This window comes from Rhizobium sp. USDA 4016, assembly GCF_056279705.1.
Window position 1 is genome coordinate 151589 of sequence record NZ_JBWCCY010000004.1, and the last position, 22089, is coordinate 173677.

Here is a 22089-nt window from a genome sequence, read left to right on the forward strand (position 1 = left end):
CTCATGCCGTTTCTCAAAATCTCCAACCTGCGCAAATCCTACGGTTCGCTCGAGATCCTGAAGGACATCAATATAGAGATCGAGAAGGGAGGTTTCCTGGTGCTCGTCGGCCCGTCCGGTTGCGGCAAGTCCACGCTTCTCAATACGATCGCCGGTCTTGAGCCGATCACGTCCGGCGACATCGAGATCAACGGCCGCTCGGTCGAGGGATTGGCACCGTCTCAGCGCGACATTGCTATGGTGTTCCAATCCTACGCGCTCTATCCGAATATGACGGTCGCGGGGAATATCGCCTTCGGCATGGAAATCCGCAAAGTGCCGAAGGATGAGCGCGAAAAGGCGATCAAGGAAGTGGCCGACATGCTGCAGATCGGCCATCTGCTCGACCGCAAGCCAAGCCAGCTTTCGGGCGGTCAGCGCCAGCGCGTTGCGATGGGCCGTGCGCTCGTGCGCAATCCGCAGGTCTTTCTCTTCGACGAGCCGCTGTCGAACCTCGATGCGAAGCTGCGCGTCGATATGCGCACCGAGATCAAGCGCCTGCATCAGCGTATGAAAACGACGATCGTCTATGTCACGCACGACCAGATCGAGGCGATGACGCTGGCAACCAAGATCGCCGTACTGAAGGATGGCGTGCTGCAGCAGTTCGGCACACCCGCCGAAATCTACAATAGCCCGTCCAATATCTTCGTTGCCGACTTCATGGGATCGCCGGCGATGAATCTCCTCAACGCGACGCTGGAAAACAGCGCCGGCGGCCTGCAGGTTTCACTCGACCGGCCGAACGCCGAAGCCTTAAAGCTGCCGGTTCCGGCCGCAAGCAAGAGCCTCGCCTCCTATGCCGGCAAGAAGGTGATCTTCGGCATTCGCCCGGAAGCGCTGACCGATCCGGACGGCGCCGACCGCAAGGCAAAGTCGCTGGCGGAAGGCGACTGTGCGATCGAGGTGGTCGAGCCCGCAGGCTCGGACACTTTCGCCGTGACGAAGCTCGGCGGCAAGTCGGTCATTGCGCGGCTGCGCGCCGATGCCGGTATTCAGCCTGGTCAGAGCACGCGCCTTGCCTTCAATCTCGACAAGGCGGTGTTCTTCGATCCGGAGAGCCAGCTCCGGATCGCATAGCGTCCGTCAGACGGCCGTTACATGCAGGGTGACAGGTGCAAAGCGGGACGAGACTGCCTCGACCGTAATGTTGCCGGTGAGTCCGGTTGCTTCCAGCCAGAAACCAGCCGTGCCGCCCTGCAGCGGAATAGTGGAGGGGCCGACGATCTTGGCCGGACCATCGACGCGCAGTGTCACGCTGTCATGCAGAAAGGCAAGTCGCTGGCCATATTGGTCTATCACGCGAATGATGACGCGCGTCGTGTCGCGCTCGCGGGCTTTCAGCGATCCGCTGTCGGCCACCACGTCGAGCGTCGTCGGCAGCGGATCGGCAGCAAGCCGCAATCTGGCTACGGGCTGGCTGTCGATATAACCCGTAAACTCGCCGTCGAGCCACTCAAAACCCCACGTGCCAAGCTCATCGGCCGTGAAATGCCGATGGTCCAGCACGACGGGCGGGTGGGGTAGGTGCGAGAAATTTTCACGATCCGGACCGATGCGCTTGGTGATCGAGCCGTATTTCAGCTCGACCTCATCGCAGTTCGTAAGAATGATCAGAGGCAGAACGCCGCCGATGTTGCGCTCCCCGCGCGCCCAGAAGGTCACCGGCTTCATGACGATCTCGTCAGACGGATCGCACTGGCTGGAATAGGCATAGGCGGCGAATTTCGGCTCGCGGAACATGTCGAGCACACCGTGATAGCAGATGCGATCCCCGGAGCCGAAATCCTTATGGGTGTTGTAGTCGAACATGCACCAGCCGATCGCGCCGGCTATTTCCGGATCGCCGTAGGCGGCGTTCAGCACCTCAAGGTGACGACGCACATGCTCTGCCTGGCGCGCTTCCTGATCGTAGATCTTGGTCGGATGCATGTGGCCATTGAACTCGGTAATGAGGTACGGCACCTTGCGATCAAGACCGGTGTTTTCCTGCTGGCTGCGAAGCGCCGTGCGTGGGCGATTGGCGCCGGGCAGTTCTTCGTTGCCGAGGATGAAATCGTTCATCGTGTAGACGTCTTCGAGCAACTCGCTTTCCGTGATGTAGCGCACGCCGCCGGTCTTGCGGGTCGGGTCGAGCTCGCGAGCGAGCCGGTTGGTTTCGGCGTAGAAGTCGTGGCTATCCTGCGATTCGTTGATGCGCACGCCCCAGATGACGATCGACGGGTGGTTCCAGTCGCGTTCGATCATGCGGCGGACGTTGCGGATCGACTCCTGCTGCCATTCCACGTCGCCGATATGCTGCCAGCCGGGGATCTCCTCGAAAACCAGCAGACCGATGCGGTCGCACTGGTCCAAGAACCATTTCGACTGCGGATAGTGCGAGGTGCGGACGATATTGCACTTCAGCACCGATTTCATGATATCGGCATCACGCTCCTGCGCCGAGCGCCCGGCCGCGTAGCCGACATAAGGAAATGCCTGGTGGCGGTTCAGGCCGCGCAGTTTCAGCGGCTTGCCGTTGAGCAGAAAACCATCCGGCGTGAACTCGGCGGTGCGGAAGCCGAAATGCGACGACAGCCGATCCGAGCCGTGGCTGGTTTTCAGGTCGACGGTGATTTCATAGCGCGCGGGGCTGGAAATGTCCCAAAGCGAAATGTCCCTAAGGCTTTCGAAGGAAAGCGTCACGTCTTCGCCCGTCGTATCGCCGCTCGCGGTCGCGATGACGGTGCCGGATGTGTCCTTCAGCGAAGCCGTAACGGTGCCAAGAAAGGCGGCATTTTGCGGGTTGGCGAGATCGCAGCGGACGCGAACGGATTTGACGTCGGAGAGTACATTTGCGGTTTCGATCTTGAGGTTGCGGATCGAAACCGCGCCGGTGACTTTAAGCCAGGCATCGCGATAGATGCCGGCATAAGTGAGGTAATCGATACGGCCGCCGAAGGGCGGGATTGCGGGGTTCTCGCTGCCGTCAATCTTCACGGTGATCAGGTTGTCGCCCTTAACAAGCTTGCCGGTGAGGCGGGCCTCGAAGGGCGTGTAGCCGTCCTTATGAGCGATGATCTCTTCGCCGTTCAGATAGACGACGCTATCGGCCATGGCGCCATCGAAGACGATCGATACTTCGCGGCCTTCGAATTCGGGCAGCCAGCGCAAGACTTTCTGATAAGTAAAGGCGCGCTGATAGATCTTCTCGTCGAAATAGTTGAATGGCAGCTCGACGGCGGTGTGCGGCAGGCTGACGCTTGTCGTGCCGTCGAAAGCGTCGAGAAGCTGCTGGCCGAAGCCTTCGTGGAAACTCCAGGATTCATTGAACGAGACGACGGACCGCATCCCGGACTCCTCTTTAAAGCATGTCTGATTGGCGCGGCCGGCAAAGCCGCTTATGGATATTGTGCGCCATTCGTCGTCGTGTAGATTGAATAAAGCGACTGTGTTGCGGTGATAAACAGGCGGTTTTTCTTCTGGCCGCCGAAGGTGACGTTGGAGACGGTCTGCGGCACCTTGATCTTGCCGAGCAAGGTACCGTCCGGGGCGAAGCAATGCACGCCATCGGCGGCGCTGCTCCAGAGATTTCCGCTGATGTCGAAGCGGAAGCCATCCGGTATGCCGTTGTCGATTGAGCAGAAATAACGGCTATTGGCGAGCTTCTTGCCGTCGATGACGTCGAAGGCGCGGATATGGCGCGGCACGTCATGATCGGCAGAGCCCGAATCGGCAATGTAGAGCTGCTTTTCGTCGGAAGTGAAAGCAAGGCCGTTCGGCTGGATGAAGTCGGTAACCACCGCTTCGACGACGCCGCTCTGCGCGTCGATGCGGTAGACGTTGCGCGTCTCCTGTTCCGGCTCCGCCTTGTGGCCCTCGTAGTCCGATTTGATGCCGTAGCTCGGGTCCGTGAACCAGATCGAGCCGTCGGATGCGACGACGACGTCGTTTGGCGAGTTGAGACGCTTGCCCTGATAGCTGTCGGCCAGCACCGTGATCTTGCCGTCGGGCTCCGTACGCGTGACGCGACGGCCGCCGTGTTCGCAGGAGATCAGGCGCCCCTGACGATCACGGGTGTTGCCGTTGACGTAATTCGATGGCGAACGGAAGACCGAGACGCCGCCATCCGGCACCCAGCGCAGCATGCGCTCGTTCGGTATATCGCTCCAGATCAGGCAATTGAGATCAGAGAACCAGACAGGGCCTTCCGCCCAGCGGCAGCCGGTATAAAGTTCCTCCAGCCTGGCGCTTCCTGCAATCAGGCTGCGGAAGCGGTCGTCGCGAATCTCATAGAGGATATCTTCCGACACTGATTGGCTCCTCCCCAAAGCGATATGCGTTCTTCGTAAACATAAACGGCGATGCGTGCCAGAGCCCGGTGCGGCAAATGCGCCGGGCTCTGGCGATTTTTCAAAGGGCTGCCGCCGGATGCGGTGATCCGTCATATGCGCCCCATATCGACTGGTCGAAGCAGATGACCGAGCCAGTCATCAGGCCGGATTCGGCAGACGAGAGATAGGCGCAGGCGCGGGCAACTTCTTCCGGATCGACGAGGCGGCCGAAGGGCTGGCTTGCCGCGGCCTTCGCCAGCCAGTCGTCGGACGCGTCGTGATATTCTCTCTGGATGCGGTCCTCGCCCTCAGACGCCATCCAGCCGATATTGAGACCGTTGACGCGGATATGGTTTCGAAGCAGCGCATAGGCCGTGTTCTTCGTCAATGTTTCCAGCGCACCCTTCGATGCGCAATAGGCGGCGATAAAGGGCTGGCCGGCCTTGGCAGACATCGAGCCGATATTGACGATCGTGCCCTCGATTTTCTCGCGACGCATGACCTTGACGGTTTCCTGCATCAGAAAGAATGGCGCGCGGACATTGACGGCGAACATGGCGTCGAAGAGTTCCGGGCTTGTATCGAGGACCGTTCCGCGATCGGTAATCGCCGCTGCGTTCACCAGCGCATCGACGCGGCCGAAGGTCTGGTCGCAGACATGGACGACATTGCGCGCGTCCTCGACCTTGCCGAGATCGGCTTTGACATAGACGACCTTGGAGCCGGTTCTCGACGAGATCTCCTCCGCTTTCGCCTTGCCCTTCTGTTCATTGCGGCCGCAGATAACGATGCCTTTTGCGCCGCGTTCCGCAAAGAGCCGGGCGATCGTCGCGCCGAGCCCCTGCGTGCCGCCGGTGACGATCGCGATCTTGCCGTCGAGACGGCCATGGTCGGTGGTCATATGGTTCCTCCCTTGATGTGTGGCGATGATATGCGAATGGCCCCCCGTTGGGCGAGGGCTCGTTTGCTGTCAGTGCGGACGCTCGCCCCTCATCCGTCTGCCGGCACCTTCTCCTCGGTGGGCAGAAGAAACGTGTGGCGGCGATGGTTTGCCCGGAGGATCGGATGAAGGGTCGGCTTGCTCCAGCCTAACCTCCCTAGCTCAACTTCCTCTCCGCCTGTTCGGCCAGCGCCGTCACCAATGCCTGGTCGCTCCAGCCTTGCCTCAACGCCTCATGCATGAGCTGCGATTGCGTCTTCGGGGCAAGGCCGCCGAGGGGCGGGTCGCGGTCAAGATTGGTGGGGAAGGAGTATCCCTCGGCGCAAGCGGCGACGGCATTCGCGATTTCTGCGTCGGAGAGCCTGCCCTTCAGCGCCTTTAGAGCCGGGAACAACTTCGCGCTCATCCGTTCACGGTTTACCGTTTCCATCGCGCGGCCGAAGGCGGACGACACCTGCAGAAGATTGGCGACACGCCTGATATTTGCCGAGCGGTTGGTGCCGGCGGCATGGAAAAGGGCGGGATTGAAGAAGACCACATCGCCCTTTTCGAGCGGCAGCTGGACGTGGTTTTCCTCGAAATAGTCCTTGAACTCCTGCCGTTTCAACGCGAGGTAGCCGGGTACATAGGTCTGGCTGTGTGGCAGGAAGAGCGTCGGCCCGCTTTCGAGCGGCATGTCGCAATGCGCGACCGCGCCCTGCAACGTCAGGACTGGAGAAAGCCGGTGCACATGCGCCGGGAACTGCTCGATTACTTTCGAAGCCTGGAAGCCGAGGTGGTAGTCGCGGTGGGCGGATTGCGCTGCACCGCCCGGGTTTACGCGGTTGACCTGGGCCGTCATCTGGTAGCACGGTCCGAGCCAGGCTTCGCTGGCGATGGCGACAATGGCATTGCCGTAATATTTAGCGAAATTTGCCGGATCAGCGAGGCAATGCTTTTCCAGCGAATTCCAGATGCGGTCATTGGCGCCGGGCTTGGCGAAATGGTCGCCGCCGCCGGTCGAGGTGCGATGCTGCCCCTCGATAAGGTCATCGAAGATCCTGCTGGCCCGATCAATAACGCTCGTGTCCTCATAGGCGTGCTTGAAGACGACCACGCCCGGACCTTCGCCGAAAGCTTCGCATATCTCGGCGAGAACGGCGCGGCGGCCATGCGGATCGGCGATCGCGGCGGTAACCTTGCGGCTCTCGTAGATCAGCACGTTCTTGTCGATCCTGTCGGCCGTCGGATAGTCGGCGAGCAACGTGGTCTTCTCGGCGAGTGCACGAAAATCGCCGAGATCGCAGGCATCCTCGGTCAGCCAGACGCGATCGGCACGGAGTTTCTGTGGGTTATCGGTTTTCATCAGGCGGCTCCTCCATCTCTGATGATGGCACTATACGCCGAGGATGAGCGTGTTATAGATCAGAAATCCATCAAAAAACCATCAGTATGGGCATGGCGCATATATTCCTCGTCAAGGATATTGCCTTTCAAGCGGGGTTGAGCACCGCAACGGTCGATCGCGTCTTGAATGGACGAGGCGGCGTACGGCGCCAGACCGAGATGCGTGTCAGGGCTGCCATCGTTGAACTCGAGAAGCAGCAGACCGGCGCGGAGACCGCGGGACGAAAGTTCGCGATCGATATCGTCATGGAGACGCCGGACCGTTTCAGCACTGCCGTGCGGGCGGCGTTCGAGGCCGAGGTTGCGACGTTCCTGCCGACGGTTTTCCGCTGCCGCTTCCATTTTGCCGAGGTGATGAAGCCGGCCGAGCTGGTCCTGCTTCTCGACCGCATTCGGCTTCGCGGAACGCATGGGATCGTGCTGAAGGCGCCCGATGTCCCCGAGATCGTCGCGGCCGTAGCGCGCGCGGACGAAGCGGGCATTCCCGTTGTCACATTGGTGACGGACCTGCCGAATTCGCTGCGCGCCGCTTACGCGGGCGCGGACAACCGGGCAGCGGGAGAGACGGCTGCCTATCTGATTGGCGAGCGCTTTTCCGGCGCCCCCGGCCAGGTGCTGGTGACGTTGTCGAGCGGCCGCTTTCGTGGCGAAGAAGAGCGGGAAATCGGCTTTCGCCGCCTCATCCGGGACCGCTATCCGCAGATCGGCATTACAGAAATCAGCGAGGGACACGGAACCGATGCGGCGACCGGTACGCAGACGGCACGCGCCATCGCAGACGATCCGGCGATCAATGCCGTCTATTCGATCGGCGGCGGTAACAAGGCGGTTCTGGCGGCCTTCGAGGCGATGCAGCGGCGGATCCTGATCTTCGTCGCTCATGATCTCGATGCCGATAACCGGGCTCTGCTTGCTGCGCATAAGATCGGCTTCGTGCTGCATCACGACTTGCGCATGGACGCCCGCTCTGCCTTCCGGACCATCATCGGCCGCCAGCTTTCGGGCCATCCCGCGGCGCCTTCGCTGTCGACCGTCGAAATCGTAACACCTTACAATATGCCCGTACCCGGCTGAGTTTGTCTTTCCCTTGCCGGCGAAATCGGGGTACAGGTTTCAACAGTGAGGATCGGCGACATGGAATATAGCGACGTCGGAACGGTGGCCGCATGGCTGACGGAACAGGGACTGAAGGGTGCCTCCGAAGTCGAGCTGCTGACCGGCTTTTGCATTTCCTGCCGCGAATTCGGCCTGCCGCTCGATCGCGGCATGGCGCTTATGGATACACTGCACCCGGTGCATGAGGGCCGTGCCTTCCGGTGGGACAGCCAGGAGGATATAGAGACCGAATTCGAATACGGTCCGACCGGCGAAGGCAGTGCGCGGGATAACTGGCAACGTTCGGCCTTCTACTATCTCTGGTCCGGCAAAGAGAGCGAGGTGCGCCGCCGCATCGGCTTCGGCGACCCGACGGATTTCGTCATGCTCGACGAGATGGCCGAAGCGGGCCACACCGATTTCGTCGCCATGGTACATCGCTTCGCCAAAGCTGGTACGATCGGCGAGATGGATTGCTTTTTCTCGCATTTTACGACCCGGCATCCGCAAGGCTTTTGCGACCACGACCTTGCCATCCTGCGCAAGCTGGTGCCGGTCCTGGCGCTGGCAATCAAGTGCATCGCGCTCGGCCGCATCGCGCGGACGATCGCCGAGGTCTATCTAGGCGAGGATGCAGCGAAGCAGGTGCTGGAGGGCAAGATCACGCGCGGCAAGTCCGAGCGAATTTCGGCGGCACTCTGGTTTTCGGATCTTCTGAATTACACCAAGATATCGGATAGCGCGCCGCCGGAAGAAATTCTGCCGCTGCTCAACGCATATAGCGAAGTGGTGATTTCCGCGATCCATGAGGCAGGTGGCGACGTGTTGAAGCTCATCGGCGACGGTGTGCTTGCGATTTTCAAGGATGAGGAGCAATCCGAAGCGTGCCGCGCGGCATTGCGTGCCGAAGGTCTGTTGCGCAAGAGGCTTTCGACGCTCAATCAAGAGCGCGCCGCCGATGGCAGGCCGACGACCGACGTCTATCTCGGCCTGCATATCGGCGATGTCTTCTACGGCAATATCGGCAGCCAGGAACGGCTGGACTTCACGGTCATTGGTCCGGCGGTCAACGAGGTCAGCCGCATCGCGTCGATATGCCGGTCGGTCGATCTCAACGTACTGATGTCATCGGATTTTGCAGCTGCTATTCCTGAGGCTCAGCGCAGCGGCCTCGCCTGCATCGGCCGTTATGCGCTGCGCGGCGTCAAGCGGCCGCAGCAGCTTTACACGCTGGAAACTGCGCGGCTCGGCGGCTGACCCTAGCGCAGCAGGCCTTGGCCGCCATCGATCCAGATCGGTGTGCCGGTGATGTGACGCGAGCGCTCTGTCGCAAGAAAGAGGATGGCTTCGGCGACATCCGCGCTATGCCCTGCCTCGCCGCCGCTGATCGGAATTTCGCCTTCCGGCCAGACGACCGGGATTTCCGTCTCCTCGCGGTGACGGCTTCGGGTATTGTCGCTGATATTGGTGTCGATGGCGCCCGGGCAGACGGCATTGACGCGGATTCCGTGCTTGCCGAGTTCCAGTGCCAGCTGCTGCACCATCGCCACCTGGCCGGCCTTCGTGACGGTATAGGCGGTCGCGCCAGGCGTCGTGAAGGTCCGCGTGCCGTTGATCGAGGAGACGACGATGATGGAGCCGCCGTTCGATTTCATATGCGGGACGGTGAGATGGAGGGTGAGGTAGGTACCGCGCAGGTTGACGGCCATGGTCTTGTCCCACTCCTCCGGCTTCAGGTCGTCGATCGGCGCCCAGACGCCATTGATGCCGGCATTGGCAACGACGATGTCGATGCCTCCGAACTTGCCGAGAAGCGTTGCAATTGCGTCGCGCATCAGGCCCTCGTCGCTGGTGTCGGCCGTCAGCGAGATCGCCTCCCCGCCTGCGGAGCGGATTTCGTCGCGGGTTTGTTTCGCCTCGCGGCCGGTGCGGCTCAAAACGGCAACCCTGGCGCCTTCTGCGGCGAGCTTCAGAGCGGTCGCCTTTCCGATGCCGGAACCCGCGCCGGTGACCAGTGCAGTTCTTCCCTGAAGTTCCATTTTCCCAATCCCTCGTTCGGTTTTGCGTTAGGGCAATGTTCGAATGGGGGGCATGGTTCCGGCGCGGGGGCGAAGTTATCTCGCTGGCGGCCCTAAAGCCTCACCAGGCTGCGGCGGATCGCCCACTTCTCCGGCCCGTGCACGGCGGCAAATAGAAGTCCCGCGAGGAAGCTGAAGTGGTCGATAAAGAAGCCGAATTCCGCCTGGTTATCCGTCCAGCGTGACGGGCCATGAAAGGCGAATGCCAGGAAGACGACATAAGTGCCGGCAAGCAGGCTTGCCTCCGTAAAGAAGACACCTGTTATCAAGGCTAGCGCCAAAGCCATCTCGAAGAAGGCCGCGACCCATGCCAGGAAGCCGGCCATCGGAAAACCGGCGGAGGCGATATAGGTTGACGTGGCGCCCATGTCGGCAAACTTGAAGCCAGCCGCCATGAAGAAGATGAAGCTGAAGATAATGCGTGCGACGATCACTGCGATTGCTCTGGTCATTTGAAATCTCCTCCTGTGAGCTTTCACTATGACGGATGGCGCGCGCTGCCTCCTACACGGTGCAACAAAAAGGGCCGCTCGACGCGACCCTTGTTGGTTCTCACCACTCGGCGAAGCTGCCGTCGGCATGACGCCAGATGGGATTGCGCCAGCGGTGGCCCTGCTTGGCGCGCTCGATGACATAGGCCTCATCGACCTCGACACCGAGACCCGGCCCTTGGGGAATGCTGACAAAGCCGTCGGCGTACTTGAAGACGTCCTTGTTGGAGATGTAGTCGAGGATATCGTTGCCCTGGTTGTAGTGAATGCCGAGGCTCTGTTCCTGGATGAAGGCGTTGTAGGAAACCGCATCGACCTGCAGGCATGCGGCAAGCGCGATCGGCCCGAGCGGGCAATGCGGGGCAAGCGCCACATCATAGGCTTCCGCCATCGCCGCGATCTTGCGGCACTCGGTGATGCCGCCGGCATGCGAAAGGTCCGGTTGGAGGATGTCGACATAGCCGTCGGAAAGCACCGACTTGAAATCCCAGCGCGAGTAGAGCCGCTCGCCCAACGCGATCGGCGTGGAGCAATGATTGGCGATCTCCTTCAGCGCTTCCCTGTTTTCGGAAAGCACTGGCTCTTCGATGAACATCAGCTTGTAGGGCTCGAGTTCCTTGGCCAGAACCTTTGCCATCGGCTTGTGGACACGGCCGTGGAAATCGACGCCGATGCCGATATGCGGGCCGATCGCCTCGCGGATGGTGGCGATGGTCTCGACGGCCTTTTCGACCTTCTCGTTGGTGTCGACGATCTGCATTTCCTCGCAGCCGTTGAGCTTGATCGCCTTGAAGCCGCGCGCGACGACCTCCTTGGCGTTGCGCGCGACGTCCGACGGGCGGTCGCCGCCGATCCAGCTGTAGACCTTGATCCGGTCGCGCACCTGGCCGCCGAGCAGCGAATGGATCGGCTGGCCAAGGGCCTTGCCCTTGATGTCCCAGAGCGCCTGGTCGATGCCGGAAAGCGCGCTCATGTGGATGGCGCCGCCGCGGTAGAAGCCGCCGCGATACATGACGTTCCAGTGGTCCTCGATGAGGAATGGATCCTTGCCGATCAGGTAGTCGGCAAGCTCGTGCACGCAGGCTTCCACGGTCAGAGCCCGGCCCTCGACCACCGGCTCGCCCCAGCCGACCACGCCCTCATCGGTCTCGACCTTCAAAAACAGCCAGCGCGGCGGAACGATATAGGTGGTCAGTTTCGTGATCTTCATGGGTTCAGGCCTCATTCTTCTCGTGTTGCTCTACGGGGCTCGGCCGCCATTTTCAGTCATGATTTGGTTCTGTTGGCCGCTTTCTTGACGGCGGCAAGATCGCGCACCGCAAGATCCAGCATCCGGTTGGCGCATTCGCGTGCCCTTTTACGGTCACGCATCCTGAGTGCCTCGACCAGTTCGCCGTGAACGGCAACTGCGTCCTCGCGGTTTTTAACCGCGACATTCGAGGCGTGCAGGGCATATTTCACCGCAGCGTGAATGGCGCTCGAAAGCCGCCGGAACACCTGGTTGTGGCTCGCGGTTAGCAGCACCGAATGGAACATGATGTCGGCATCGGTGAAGCTTTCCGGATCGTTGGCGCAATCGCGCATCTGTCGCCAGGCGCTGTCGAGATCGGCAATCTCCTGCGCCGTTGCGCGTGCGGCTGCGTATTCGGCGGCCGCAGGCTCGATGGTGCGCCGGGCTTCGAGGATGCAGCCGAGCAGGTCGGAATCCTCGATATGCGGTCCCATCCATTCGAGCACATCGGCATCGAGGATGTTCCAGTCGTCCTTGTCACAGACGGTCGTGCCGATACGCGGCTTGCCGCGCACGAGGCCTTTGGATTCCAGGATTTTCAGGGATTCGCGAACGACGGTGCGGCTGACGCCGTAGATTTCGCAGAGGTCGTTTTCGCGCGGCAGCGGCAGGCCTGCCGGATAACGGTCGGAACAGATATCCTGCGCGATCGAGGCCGTGACGTTTCGGCGCACGCGCGGGCGGCGCTCGGCGCGCGGGTTTTCGCCCTCACCCTGCTGCTCGATGGAGCCCACTGACCTCTCCGCCTCTCGCCTGCGAAGCAAACCGGATCCTACTGGAAATTCGGTTTGCTATGCGACGCCTCCTCGGCGCATGTGCACAATCCTATACTGCAATCATCATACAAAGGCAATTTCCTGGTATGATGATTTATCGCGCGGTCAGGCGGCCGCAGGTCTTCTTCGGGACAAGCTGTCGTCTTCTGCGGATAGAGCCTTATATTGCCGTTTGGGGAGGCTTTGGCCTCTCTGCGGCGGGAAGCGGCACAAGTCCTTTCCGGATGAGTCCAATCGAAACAGGAGGACGGCATGCAGATCAATCGTACAGGTTCGGCTCAATGGTCCGGCGGCCTCAGGGACGGCAAGGGACGGATATCGACACAGAGCGGCGCGTTGAAGGAGTATCCCTATGGTTTTTCGAGCCGCTTCGAAGGTATTCCAGGCACCAATCCGGAAGAACTGATCGGCGCGGCTCATGCCGGCTGCTTCACCATGGCGCTATCGTTGATTCTCAGCGATGCGGGGCTTACGGCCGAAGACATGGAGACTACGGCAAAGGTAACGCTCGAGAGCGTCGAAGGTGGCTTCGCGATCACCGCAATCCATTTGTCGCTGACCGGCAAGGTTCCCGGCGCCGACCAAGCGGCGTTCACTGAGCTCGCCAACAAGGCGAAGGCGGGGTGCCCGGTTTCCAAGGCGCTTTCCGCCGTGCCGATCACACTCGACGTCAAGTTGGACTGATTTCCGCAATGATTGAATTTAAATGCCGCGAGCCGATGCCGCGGCATTTTTTTGGCGGGGGCAGAATCTTGACAAATGATGCCTGATGTTTTACGACTGACGAAATTCAAAATTCGTCAGTCGTAAGTAAGGCTTCTGAAAACGCATGAATGACACCTCAGAAAACATGCTGGACAGTACCCGCCAGGAAAATGTGACGCGCATTCTGGATGCGGCAGAGCGGCTGTTCCGCCACTATGGCTACGGCAAAACGACGGTTGCCGATGTGGCGCGTGACCTCGGCATGTCGCCGGCCAATATCTACCGCTTCTTCGCCTCGAAAGTGGAAATCCACCAGGCGATCTGCGGCCGCATGCTGGCTGCCAGTTACAAGCAGGCCTACGACATCTGTCACCTGCCGATCAACGCCTCGGAGCGCCTGCGACGATTTGTGTATGGCCAGTATCAGATGACGCTCGACACCATGCTTGATGAACAGAAGGTGCACGAGATGGTCGTCGTCGCAATCGAACGCGACTGGCATGTCATCGAACGCCATATCGACAGCATTCATGAACTGATCGCCGGCGTGATCCGCGAAGGGATCGCAGCCGGGGAATTCGCCGAGCAAGATGCCGATGTTGCTTCACGCTGCTTCGGTGCGGCCACCGTGACGCTCTGCCACCCGCAGATGGTGGCGCAATGTCTTGCCAAGACCAACCGCGCGACGGTTGACGAACTCATCGAGTATTCGATCAAGGCATTGAAATAACAGCATGGCCAGGCCGTCAGAAACACACGAAACGATCAGGAGTGCGAAGATGGTTTCGCTCAAGACACGCAATCTGCCGTCCGTTTTCAGCTTCGCGTTTGTCGGCATCATCAGCCTCGGCCTTGCCGGCTGCAGCGAGGCGGAGAAGGCAGAGACGAAGGAAATCGTCCGCCCCGTCAAGGTCGTGGAGATTGCCATGGCCGGCGAAACGCGCGCCCTCGACTATTCCGGGGCTGTAAAAGCACGCATCGAGATGAATCTCGGGTTCCGTGTTGCGGGCAAGATCACGGAGCGGCTCGTCAATATCGGCGATCGGGTGAAGCCTGGGGATGTGCTCGCGCGCATCGACTCCACGGATTATCAGCTCGCGGTGAAGACGGCTGAAGCCAACTTGGCGGCGGCCGAGAAGGGCGTGCAGACGGCAGATCTCGCCAACAAGCGTGCCGGGCAGCTCTTCGACAAGAATGCCACGCCGAAATCGCAGCTCGAGCAGGCTTCGCTTTCCTATGACCAAGCTGTTTCGACGCGCGATGCTGCGATCTCATCTCTAGATCAGGCGAAGAACCAGGTAAGTTACACGGATCTGAAGGCCGATCAGAACGGCATCGTGACCGCAGTCAGTGCGGATACGGGTCAGGTCATCGCCTCCGGTGCGCCTGTCGTCGCCGTTGCCATCGATGGCGAGAAGGAAGTTCAGATCGCGGTGTCGGAAAACGATATTGCCGAATTCAAGCCGGGCAAGACGGTGAAGGCAACCTTCTGGTCGGATGACAAGCTGGTGCTCGACGGCAAGGTGCGCGAAGTTTCAGGCAGCGCCGATCAGCAGTCCCGGACCTTTTCCGTCCGCGTCAGCCTGCCAAATGATCAGCGTGTTCTGCTCGGTATGACGGCGACGATCGAGGCGGATGTTACGAATTCCGATCCCTATGTCGCGGTGCCGTTGAGCGCGCTTGCCGAGAAGGATGGGAAGAAGATCGTCTGGGTCGTCGACCGCGGCGCGGCAACCGTGCACGCGCGCCAAATCCACGTCGGTGATTTCACCGGCGACGGCGTCAACGTCACCGATGGCCTGAAGAGCGGGGATCTCGTTGTTGCTGCCGGAACGCAGTTCATGACCGAGAACCTGAAGGTCTCGGTGCCGGGCGATCAGTCGGCTTCCGCTGAGCCCGCCGGCACCGTTCAATAATTGCTGTCCAGGAGAGGGAATACTGTCATGGACAACTCGACCACCGAGAAACGCTCTTTCAATCTGTCGCGCTGGGCAATCGGTCATCCCAGCATTGCACGCTTCCTCTTCGGTTTGATCATCATCACCGGTGCGCTCGGACTGATGCGCATGGGGCAGAAGGAAGATCCGGATTTCACCTTCCGTGTCATGGTCGTGCAAGCTATGTGGCCGGGCGCCTCGATCCAGGAAATGGAGGATCAGGTCGTCAACAAGATCGAGCGCAAGCTGCAGGAAACGCCGCACCTCGATTTCGTTCGCTCTTACACCCGTGCCGGCAGCGCGATCATTACGCTGCAGGTCAAGGGCGACACGAACTCCGCGGAAGTGGCGGATGCCTTCTATCAGGTGCGCAAGAAGGTCGGCGATATTTCGAACGAGCTGCCGGAAGGCCTGCTCGGGCCCTATTTCAATGACGAATTCGGCGATACCTTCATCACACTTCATTCGATCAGCGGCGACGGCTACTCTTATCCGGAACTGAAGAAATTCGCGATCCAGGCGCGCGACATGCTGCTTTCGACGCGGGGCGTCGAGAAGGCCGTCATCATCGGTGACCAGCCGGAAAAGATCTACATCGACGTTTCCTCCAAGGCGCTTGCCGAACGAGGGCTTACGATCCTCGACCTGCAAAATGCCATCAAAGGCCAGAACACAGTCGATCCTGCCGGCTCTGTCGATACCGGGCTGCGTTCGGTGCGTATTTCCGTCGAAGGCGATGTGAAGAAGGCCGAGGATATTCGCGAACTACGCCTGCGTTCCGGCAACCAGGTGACGCGTCTCGGTGATATTGCCACCGTTACCTCCGGGCTCGAAGACCCCTATCAACGCAAATACCGTTTCAACGGGCACGAAAGCGTGCAGGTCGGCGTGGTCATGGCCAAAGGCTTCAAGGTCACTGATGTCGGCAAGGATGTCGAAGCGACCTATCAGCGCTTCGATGAATCTCTTCCCTACGGCGTTTCCGTCGACCAGATATCCAATCAGCCGGATGTCGTGACCGACGCCATCAGCGAATTCATGCATGCGCTTGGCGAAGCGCTTATCATCGTGCTGATCGTCTCGTTCCTATCGATCGGCTGGCGATCGGGCCTTGTCATCGCGATAGCGATTCCGCTTGTGCTGGCTGCGACCTTCGCCATCATGTACGAACTCGGCATCGACCTGCAGCGCATCTCGCTCGGCGCGCTCATTATTGCGCTTGGACTTTTGGTCGACGATGCGATGATCGTCGTCGAAATGATGGAACGAAAACTGGAAGAGGGCCTCGTGAAGATCGAGGCGGCGAGCTTCGCCTATTCCTCGACCGCCTTTCCGATGCTGACCGGTACGCTGATCACCACGGCAGGCTTCATTCCCGTCGGCTTTGCAGAATCGACGGCCGGCGAATATGTGCGCTCGCTCTTCTATGTGGTCGGCATCGCGCTCGTCGTCTCGTGGTTCGTCGCGGTCTATTTCACGCCGTGGCTGGGTTACATGATCCTCAAGCAGCGCAAGCACGCCGGCGAGCATCATGATGTCTTCGACACGCGCTTTTACCGCCGCCTGCGTACCACTGTCGCATGGGCTGTGCGCCATCGCATCATCGTGCTGGCTGCCACGCTCTTCACCTTTGCGACGAGTCTCTGGGCGTTCCAGTTCATTCCGCAGAACTTCTTCCCGCAATCCTCGCGTCCGGAAATTCTCGTCGATCTCTGGCTGCCGGAAGGCACCAGCATCAGGGAAGTCGAGACGCAGGCAAAGATGCTCGAAGCCAAGATGATGGATGACAAGGACAAGAAGTTCATCGCCACCTATATCGGCGAGGGCGCACCGCGCTTCTTCTTGCCGCTCGACCAGCAGCTTCGCAATCCAAACTTCGCGCAGCTCCTGATCATCGCAAATGACGAACCTGCTCGCGAGCGGCTGATCGTCAAGCTGCGTAGCATCCTTGCGGACGATTTTCCGTCGATCCGCGGCAAGGTCGACCGTCTCTTCCTCGGTCCGCCGACGGGCTGGCCCGTGCAAATGCGCGTCATGGGACCGGATCGCCAGGAGGTCCGCCATATCGCCGATCAGGTGAAGGCGAAGTTTGCCGAAAATCCGCAGCTCGGCGCCGTCCACGACGATTGGCTGGAGCCGGTGCCGGCCATGAAGCTGGTGATCGACCAGGACCGTGCCCGCGCCCTCGGCGTCACTTCGCAGCGCGTCCGCGAGACGCTGCAGACCGCCGTGTCCGGCACGTCGCTTGACGACTTCCGCGACGGCGAAGAGACGGTCTCGATCGTGGCCCGGGAGCCGGATTCCAGCCGTTCGCTGCTGTCGGCCGTCAATTCGGTCTATGTCCCGACCGACTTCGGAGGTTTTGTTCCGGTCTCGCAGGTCGCCAAGGTCGTCCCCGTCATGGAACAAGGCGTCGAATGGCGGCGTGACCGCCTGCCGACGATCACCGTCCGCGGGACGCTGCCAGATGGCATCCAGCCGAACGACGTGGCGATGAAGATGTATGCCGATATGCAGGGCCTGCGTGACAGCCTGCCTGCCGGCTACAAGATCGAAATCCAGGGCGGTGCGGAAGATGCGGCTGAAAGTCAGGCTTCGATCGCCGCCAAGGCGCCGATCATGCTCGTCGTCATCGTCCTGCTGCTGATGGCGCAGCTGCAGCATTTCGGCAAGGCGATGCTGGTGCTCGCGACCGGCCCGCTCGGCATCATCGGTGCCTCTGCCGCACTGCTGATCAGCGGCGCGCCCTTCGGCTTCGTCGCGATCCTCGGCGTGATTGCGCTGCTTGGCATCATCATCCGCAACTCGATCATCCTCGTCGATCAGATCGACCAGGATATCAAGGCGGGCATGGCCCGGCAGGAGGCGATCGTGGGTGCGGCCGTGCGCCGTTTCCGGCCGATCATGCTGACGGCGCTGACGGCAGTTCTCGCCCTTATCCCGATCTCCCGCGGTGTCTTCTGGGGTCCGCTCGCCTACGCGATGATGGGCGGCATTCTGGTTGCGACCGTGCTGACCATCCTCGTGCTACCAGCGGGTTATGCCCTCTTCTTCGGCCGCGAGCCGAAGACGAAGGACACGGAGAGCGAATATGCCAATGCCAACCAGGAAGAGGCGGATGACCATCATCCGCCGGCATTGGCAGCAGAGTGAAAATGGCGGGTGAAATCCCCGCCATTTTCATTTTCCAATCAACCCACTCGAAAAAATGCTCTCAAGCCGCTTCCGCTTTCAGGCCCAGAAGAGCCGCGCCGATGAGGCCCGGCTCTAAACGGCATTCGCTGCGCACGATCAGCGGCCGGTCGAACCTGCGCAGCGTGCGGCCTCTTACGGCCTTGTCGAGTTCGGCAAGCAGCGGCTCGACATTGGAAAGTCCGCCGCCGACCGGGACGATGGTCGCGCCGGTGATATTGACGGTGAGTGCCAAGGGCGAGGCGACGAGATCGGTATAGACGTCGATCGTGCTCGTCGCCTTTTCCTCACCCCGTTGCCATTGCGCGATGATTTCCTCGCTGGGGAAGTCGAGGTCGTGCAGCGTCTTGTGAAGCCGCTCGAGGCCGCGGGCGCCGCCGACTGTATCGACGCAGCCCTTTTGGCCGCAGCCGCAGGGAAGGGCTGGGATTTTCACGGGGGGATTGCCGGCTTCGCAGGCGAGGATCGGGCCGTGACCCCATTCGCCGGCAAAACCGCCCGAGGCGTTGACGAGCCTGCCGTCGGAAACGAGCCCGCCGCCGACGCCAGTGCCGAGGATCGCGCCGAAGACGATGCGGTGGCCGCGCCCGGCGCCAAGTTCAGCTTCGGCCATGGTGAAGCAATCGGCGTCGTTGGCAATCAGGACCGGAAAGCCAAGTTCGGCCTCCAGATCAGCCGCAAGGCTGCGGTTGTGAATGCACGGAATGTTGGCGCATGTCAGCCGTTGCGTGTCCGGATCGACGACGCCGGCAATTGAGAAGGCAAGGCACGAAGGTGTTTCGCTGGTCTCTGCTATGAAGCTGCGGATCGTCTCGGCGAAATCAGCAAAATCATCCTTGGGCGTCGGACGGCGACCCATAGGAACGATATCCGTTTCCGAGCGTGCGATACCGCCTTTGATCGCCGAACCGCCGATGTCGAGTGAGATGATCATGCTTGTCTGCCTCGAAAGTTTCCGCGTCTGCTCGCACCCTTCGGGTGGATTTGCAAGTCCTATGCCGGCAGGTTCACCTTCGCCTCGAAGCCGGAAGTCTCGTCGCTTGCCGGGGAGAGGAGTTCCAGCGTGCCGCCCATCTGTGAGACGATGCGGTCGGCGATCGCAAGGCCCAGGCCGGAACCGGATGCGCTGGTCGTGCCGCGCCGGAAGCGTTTCTTGAGGCCAGCAAGATCGGCTTCCGGGATCGCAGGGCCGCCATTGACGACACGGATGGTCCCGGCCTTATCCAGGCTGACCTTGGCGGGCCGATCCTGGTCGCCATGAAGCAGCGCGTTTTCGATGAGGTTGCGCATGACGATGCCGAAGGCATCCATGTCTGCATAACGGACAAGCTTTGCTCCGGCGTCGGGCACATAGTTGACGCGCCCCTTGGTGCGGCTGTCGCGCTCGTAGTCGCTGACGATCATCTCCAGCACCTTGCTGAGGTCGGCGGCTTTGTCGCTGGCACCGATGCCGGCTTCGGCGCGTGAAAGCTGCAGCAGTTTTTCGGCTAGGCGGCCGAGATCGACGAGCGAGCTTTCGACCTGCCGCGCCCGCGTCCTGGCGGCACCGGCCGACAGTTCTTCGGCCAAGCGCTGGGTCTGTGCCAGCGCGCCGGCAATCGGCGTGCGGAGCTCGTGAGCGCTGTTAGCGGTAAATTCGCGTTCCGCTTCGAGCGCCGACCGGAGACGGGCGAGCAGAAGATTGACCGAGCGAGCGATCGGCTTGATTTCTTTCGGCAGCTCGTCGCCTTCAATGGCCGCCATATTGCCGCTGTCCTTGGTGGCGATGTCCCGGCGTAGCGTTTCGATCGGCTTCAGCGCCCGGCCAAGGATGAGCCAGATGGCGAAGATACTCGCCGGGATCAGCACGATCAGTGGAAGCAGCAGCGTGACGGCGCTTTCGCGCACGGCTTCGCGACGATTGCCGAGGCGATCGGCGACCTGCATGAACAGGGCGCCGTCAGCGGTCGCTTCGGTATAGATGCGCTGGCGATCGTTGTTGTGAAAACCACGGGCGAGTGGCGCATCGAAAGGTTCAGGCGAAGCGTCATCGGAGCGAAGAACGACGTTTCCGAACTTGTCGCGTAGTTGATAGGTCAGATATTCGCGGCTGGCTGGCGTATTCAAAATTGCGACGCCGGAAGGGTCTGTTTCGGCGCGCTGGTTCAGGTCGTCGACGATCAGCGCCAAAAGGCGCTGGGCCGTCTCCTGCTGGGCGCTGTCGAAAAGCTCGTCGAATTCGTGCTGCATCACCTGGATGCCGAGCCCGATCGCGGCGAGCCAGAAGATGACCATAGCACTTGTGAGCGCCAGAATGAGCCGGCGCGTGATGCTCGGTTCGCGTCTCATGCTTCCGCCAGCGTGTAGCCGATGCCGCGGGCGGTCTTGATCCTGTCGCGACCGATCTTCTTGCGCAGCCGGCTGACATAGACCTCAACCGTATTGCTTTCGATCTCCGAGCCGAAGGCATAAAGGGCTTCCTCGATCCGGTCCTTCGGCACGATTGCGCCCGGACGGGCGATGAGCAGATCGAGCACGGCCCATTCGCGGCTGGTCAGCACGACCGGCTCGCCAGCGATGGCAAGCCTGTGCTGCGGCCGGTCGATCTCGATATCGGCAATGCGGATGATAGTCCTTGGATTGGCGTCGTAGCGGCGCGCGACAGCCATGATGCGGGCCTGCAATTCTCCGAGATCGAACGGCTTGACGAGGTAGTCGTCGGCGCCGGCGTTCAGGCCTTCGATGCGATCGGAAATCTGGTCGCGCGCAGTGAGAATTATTACCGGCATTGCCATACCGTCGTCACGCAACCGTTTCAGGAAATCGATCCCTCTGCCGTCGGGAAGCTGCAGATCAAGCAGGATCAGACCGTAGTCCACGGAGCCTGCAGCGGCCTCAGCATCGCCGATCGTACACATCCAGTCGATCGCGTGACCGGCCGCTGCAACGTGATCGCGCACCGCTTCCCCAATCATCTTGTCGTCTTCAACCAAAAGAATGCGCACGCAATCTCTCCTTGCCAAGAGCAGTAGCGCTGCTTTTTGCTAAGGGTCAAGCGAAGGGTGCCGGCGAAAAATCGCCATGCAATGGCCGTGATCCAGAACCCGCGCGGCCATGATGGCGGCGCATTCGACAGAGAAGATTCACATTGGGATGGTATCAGTCGCAGGCCGACGAGCCGGGATGCTATGACAATCGAGGAAATGGAGACATCACGCAGGCGTTTTATCAGGAGTCCGCGCCCGAGGGGGCGACGGCTTTCGGCCATCTTGAGGCAGCTTGCGGGTGACAGGAGCCGTGAGCGCATTTCGATCGGCGATCTTTTCGAGGTGATGGGCGACCGTGCGACCGGTGCGCTCATGCTGGTCTTCGCCATTCCCAATCTGGTGCCGACGCCGCCGGGAACCTCCGCAATCCTCGGCGCGCCGCTACTCTTTCTTGCAGCGCAGCTGACATTCGGGCTGAAGCCATGGTTACCGAAGGTAATTGCCGGCCGCTCGATGAAGCGCGAGGATTTCGAAGCGATCGTCTCGCGCATCCACCGTTGGCTCGCCTTTGCTGAGCGCATGCTGCAGCCGCGGCTTTCTTTCCTCGTCGAGCCGCCTGCCGAATACCTTGTGGGCTTTCTCTGCCTGGTGCTTGCGGTCATCCTGACGCTGCCGATCCCGCTCGGCAACATCCTGCCGGCTTTTACCATCTGCCTGTTTTCCTTCGGCATATTGGGCAAGGATGGTCTCTTTTCGGCGTTTGGAATGGTCATGGCCGGTATATCACTGACTGTCGTTGGCGGCGTGATCTACGGCCTTATCAAGGCTGCGATCTTCTTCGTCACAAACTGGTTTGCCTGAGCGAATATTCGCCCATACG

19 protein-coding genes are annotated in these 22089 nt (G+C 60.8%); 8 read left to right on the plus strand and 11 right to left on the minus strand.

Annotation, left to right across the window (positions count from 1 at the left end; genetic code table 11):
• Window positions 1–3 precede the first annotated feature (3 nt).
• Window positions 4–1119: an ABC transporter ATP-binding protein gene (locus tag ACZ9DP_RS16015; protein WP_476202876.1), complete on the plus strand. Its 1116-nt coding sequence runs from the start codon at window positions 4–6 to the stop codon at window positions 1117–1119.
• Between the two features lie 6 nt (window positions 1120–1125).
• On the opposite strand, the gene ACZ9DP_RS16020 is transcribed toward ACZ9DP_RS16015, so the two are convergent.
• The 4 genes from ACZ9DP_RS16020 to ACZ9DP_RS16035 all read right to left on the minus strand — a co-directional run bounded on the left by ACZ9DP_RS16020 (window position 1126) and on the right by ACZ9DP_RS16035 (window position 6637).
• Window positions 1126–3369, minus strand: coding sequence for a glycoside hydrolase family 2 protein (locus ACZ9DP_RS16020; RefSeq protein WP_476202877.1), 2244 nt, complete (start codon window positions 3367–3369; stop codon window positions 1126–1128).
• A gap of 50 nt (window positions 3370–3419) precedes the next feature.
• Window positions 3420–4331 (minus strand): SMP-30/gluconolactonase/LRE family protein, encoded by a 912-nt coding sequence (locus tag ACZ9DP_RS16025; RefSeq protein WP_476202878.1) that lies wholly within the window; start codon window positions 4329–4331, stop codon window positions 3420–3422.
• Window positions 4332–4431: 100 nt separating this feature from the next.
• Window positions 4432–5253: an SDR family oxidoreductase gene (locus tag ACZ9DP_RS16030; protein WP_476202879.1), complete on the minus strand. Its 822-nt coding sequence runs from the start codon at window positions 5251–5253 to the stop codon at window positions 4432–4434.
• A 196-nt stretch (window positions 5254–5449) separates the two neighbouring features.
• Window positions 5450–6637, minus strand: a complete 1188-nt coding sequence (locus ACZ9DP_RS16035) for a phytanoyl-CoA dioxygenase family protein (RefSeq protein ID WP_476202880.1) — start codon at window positions 6635–6637, stop codon at window positions 5450–5452.
• A 92-nt stretch (window positions 6638–6729) separates the two neighbouring features.
• Between ACZ9DP_RS16035 and ACZ9DP_RS16040 the strand changes: the two genes are divergently transcribed.
• Both ACZ9DP_RS16040 and ACZ9DP_RS16045 read left to right on the plus strand, forming a co-directional pair.
• The gene (locus ACZ9DP_RS16040) at window positions 6730–7752 is read left to right on the plus strand and encodes a LacI family DNA-binding transcriptional regulator (protein WP_239596807.1); all 1023 of its coding nucleotides are present in this window, start codon (window positions 6730–6732) and stop codon (window positions 7750–7752) included.
• 60 nt (window positions 7753–7812) lie between these two features.
• Complete coding sequence (locus ACZ9DP_RS16045) at window positions 7813–9030, plus strand: adenylate/guanylate cyclase domain-containing protein (protein ID WP_239596809.1); 1218 nt, start codon at window positions 7813–7815, stop codon at window positions 9028–9030.
• Between the two features lie 2 nt (window positions 9031–9032).
• Here ACZ9DP_RS16045 and ACZ9DP_RS16050 read toward each other — a convergent pair whose 3' ends face one another.
• The 4 genes from ACZ9DP_RS16050 to ACZ9DP_RS16065 form a co-directional block, all read right to left on the minus strand.
• Window positions 9033–9812 (minus strand): SDR family oxidoreductase, encoded by a 780-nt coding sequence (locus ACZ9DP_RS16050; protein WP_022715983.1) that lies wholly within the window; start codon window positions 9810–9812, stop codon window positions 9033–9035.
• A gap of 92 nt (window positions 9813–9904) precedes the next feature.
• A complete protein-coding gene (locus ACZ9DP_RS16055) occupies window positions 9905–10303 on the minus strand; it encodes a DoxX family protein (protein WP_022715982.1) in 399 nt (132 codons plus the stop codon).
• 100 nt (window positions 10304–10403) lie between these two features.
• The gene (gene dgoD, locus ACZ9DP_RS16060) at window positions 10404–11552 is read right to left on the minus strand and encodes a galactonate dehydratase (protein ID WP_074069761.1); all 1149 of its coding nucleotides are present in this window, start codon (window positions 11550–11552) and stop codon (window positions 10404–10406) included.
• 56 nt (window positions 11553–11608) lie between these two features.
• Window positions 11609–12367 carry a FadR/GntR family transcriptional regulator gene (locus ACZ9DP_RS16065; RefSeq protein ID WP_476202881.1) on the minus strand — a complete coding sequence of 253 codons (759 nt, stop codon included), beginning with the start codon at window positions 12365–12367 and terminating at the stop codon, window positions 11609–11611.
• A gap of 294 nt (window positions 12368–12661) precedes the next feature.
• On the opposite strand from ACZ9DP_RS16065, the gene ACZ9DP_RS16070 reads away from it, so the two are divergent.
• The 4 genes from ACZ9DP_RS16070 (at window position 12662) to ACZ9DP_RS16085 (ending at window position 18204) form a co-directional block, all read left to right on the plus strand.
• Window positions 12662–13093 (plus strand): OsmC family protein, encoded by a 432-nt coding sequence (locus ACZ9DP_RS16070; protein WP_074069759.1) that lies wholly within the window; start codon window positions 12662–12664, stop codon window positions 13091–13093.
• A 145-nt stretch (window positions 13094–13238) separates the two neighbouring features.
• Window positions 13239–13844 carry a TetR/AcrR family transcriptional regulator gene (locus ACZ9DP_RS16075; RefSeq protein ID WP_476202882.1) on the plus strand — a complete coding sequence of 202 codons (606 nt, stop codon included), beginning with the start codon at window positions 13239–13241 and terminating at the stop codon, window positions 13842–13844.
• 49 nt (window positions 13845–13893) lie between these two features.
• Window positions 13894–15030: an efflux RND transporter periplasmic adaptor subunit gene (locus ACZ9DP_RS16080; RefSeq protein ID WP_194728259.1), complete on the plus strand. Its 1137-nt coding sequence runs from the start codon at window positions 13894–13896 to the stop codon at window positions 15028–15030.
• 27 nt (window positions 15031–15057) lie between these two features.
• Window positions 15058–18204 carry an efflux RND transporter permease subunit gene (locus ACZ9DP_RS16085; protein ID WP_476202883.1) on the plus strand — a complete coding sequence of 1049 codons (3147 nt, stop codon included), beginning with the start codon at window positions 15058–15060 and terminating at the stop codon, window positions 18202–18204.
• Between the two features lie 61 nt (window positions 18205–18265).
• Here the strand turns inward: ACZ9DP_RS16085 and ACZ9DP_RS16090 are convergent, their stop codons facing one another.
• From ACZ9DP_RS16090 to ACZ9DP_RS16100, 3 genes are read right to left on the minus strand one after another with little or no spacing between them, the layout of a single operon-like run.
• Window positions 18266–19177, minus strand: coding sequence for an ROK family protein (locus tag ACZ9DP_RS16090; RefSeq protein WP_283069645.1), 912 nt, complete (start codon window positions 19175–19177; stop codon window positions 18266–18268).
• Between the two features lie 59 nt (window positions 19178–19236).
• Window positions 19237–20571, minus strand: a complete 1335-nt coding sequence (locus ACZ9DP_RS16095; protein WP_476202884.1) for a sensor histidine kinase — start codon at window positions 20569–20571, stop codon at window positions 19237–19239.
• Complete coding sequence (locus tag ACZ9DP_RS16100) at window positions 20568–21227, minus strand: response regulator (RefSeq protein WP_074069754.1); 660 nt, start codon at window positions 21225–21227, stop codon at window positions 20568–20570. The genes ACZ9DP_RS16095 and ACZ9DP_RS16100 overlap by 4 nt, the downstream gene beginning before the upstream one ends.
• A 264-nt stretch (window positions 21228–21491) precedes the next feature.
• Here ACZ9DP_RS16100 and ACZ9DP_RS16105 point away from each other — a divergent pair, with 264 nt between their 5' ends.
• Window positions 21492–22070 carry an exopolysaccharide biosynthesis protein gene (locus tag ACZ9DP_RS16105; RefSeq protein ID WP_239596821.1) on the plus strand — a complete coding sequence of 193 codons (579 nt, stop codon included), beginning with the start codon at window positions 21492–21494 and terminating at the stop codon, window positions 22068–22070.
• Window positions 22071–22089 lie beyond the last annotated feature (19 nt).

Excerpts from the sequence above, each read along its gene's own strand:
- ACZ9DP_RS16035 (WP_476202880.1), bottom strand. The coding sequence starts at position 6,637 with ATGAAAACCGATAACCCACAGAAACTCCGTGCCGATCGCGTCTGGCTG.
- ACZ9DP_RS16045 (WP_239596809.1), top strand. The coding sequence starts at position 7,813 with ATGGAATATAGCGACGTCGGAACGGTGGCCGCATGGCTGACGGAACAG.
- ACZ9DP_RS16055 (WP_022715982.1), bottom strand. The coding sequence starts at position 10,303 with ATGACCAGAGCAATCGCAGTGATCGTCGCACGCATTATCTTCAGCTTC.
- ACZ9DP_RS16085 (WP_476202883.1), top strand. The coding sequence starts at position 15,058 with ATGGACAACTCGACCACCGAGAAACGCTCTTTCAATCTGTCGCGCTGG.
- ACZ9DP_RS16070 (WP_074069759.1), top strand. The coding sequence starts at position 12,662 with ATGCAGATCAATCGTACAGGTTCGGCTCAATGGTCCGGCGGCCTCAGG.
- ACZ9DP_RS16050 (WP_022715983.1), bottom strand. The coding sequence starts at position 9,812 with ATGGAACTTCAGGGAAGAACTGCACTGGTCACCGGCGCGGGTTCCGGC.
- ACZ9DP_RS16080 (WP_194728259.1), top strand. The coding sequence starts at position 13,894 with ATGGTTTCGCTCAAGACACGCAATCTGCCGTCCGTTTTCAGCTTCGCG.
- ACZ9DP_RS16015 (WP_476202876.1), top strand. The coding sequence starts at position 4 with ATGCCGTTTCTCAAAATCTCCAACCTGCGCAAATCCTACGGTTCGCTC.
- ACZ9DP_RS16095 (WP_476202884.1), bottom strand. The coding sequence starts at position 20,571 with ATGAGACGCGAACCGAGCATCACGCGCCGGCTCATTCTGGCGCTCACA.
- ACZ9DP_RS16030 (WP_476202879.1), bottom strand. The coding sequence starts at position 5,253 with ATGACCACCGACCATGGCCGTCTCGACGGCAAGATCGCGATCGTCACC.
- ACZ9DP_RS16020 (WP_476202877.1), bottom strand. The coding sequence starts at position 3,369 with ATGCGGTCCGTCGTCTCGTTCAATGAATCCTGGAGTTTCCACGAAGGC.
- ACZ9DP_RS16040 (WP_239596807.1), top strand. The coding sequence starts at position 6,730 with ATGGCGCATATATTCCTCGTCAAGGATATTGCCTTTCAAGCGGGGTTG.
- ACZ9DP_RS16075 (WP_476202882.1), top strand. The coding sequence starts at position 13,239 with ATGAATGACACCTCAGAAAACATGCTGGACAGTACCCGCCAGGAAAAT.
- dgoD (WP_074069761.1), bottom strand. The coding sequence starts at position 11,552 with ATGAAGATCACGAAACTGACCACCTATATCGTTCCGCCGCGCTGGCTG.
- ACZ9DP_RS16090 (WP_283069645.1), bottom strand. The coding sequence starts at position 19,177 with ATGATCATCTCACTCGACATCGGCGGTTCGGCGATCAAAGGCGGTATC.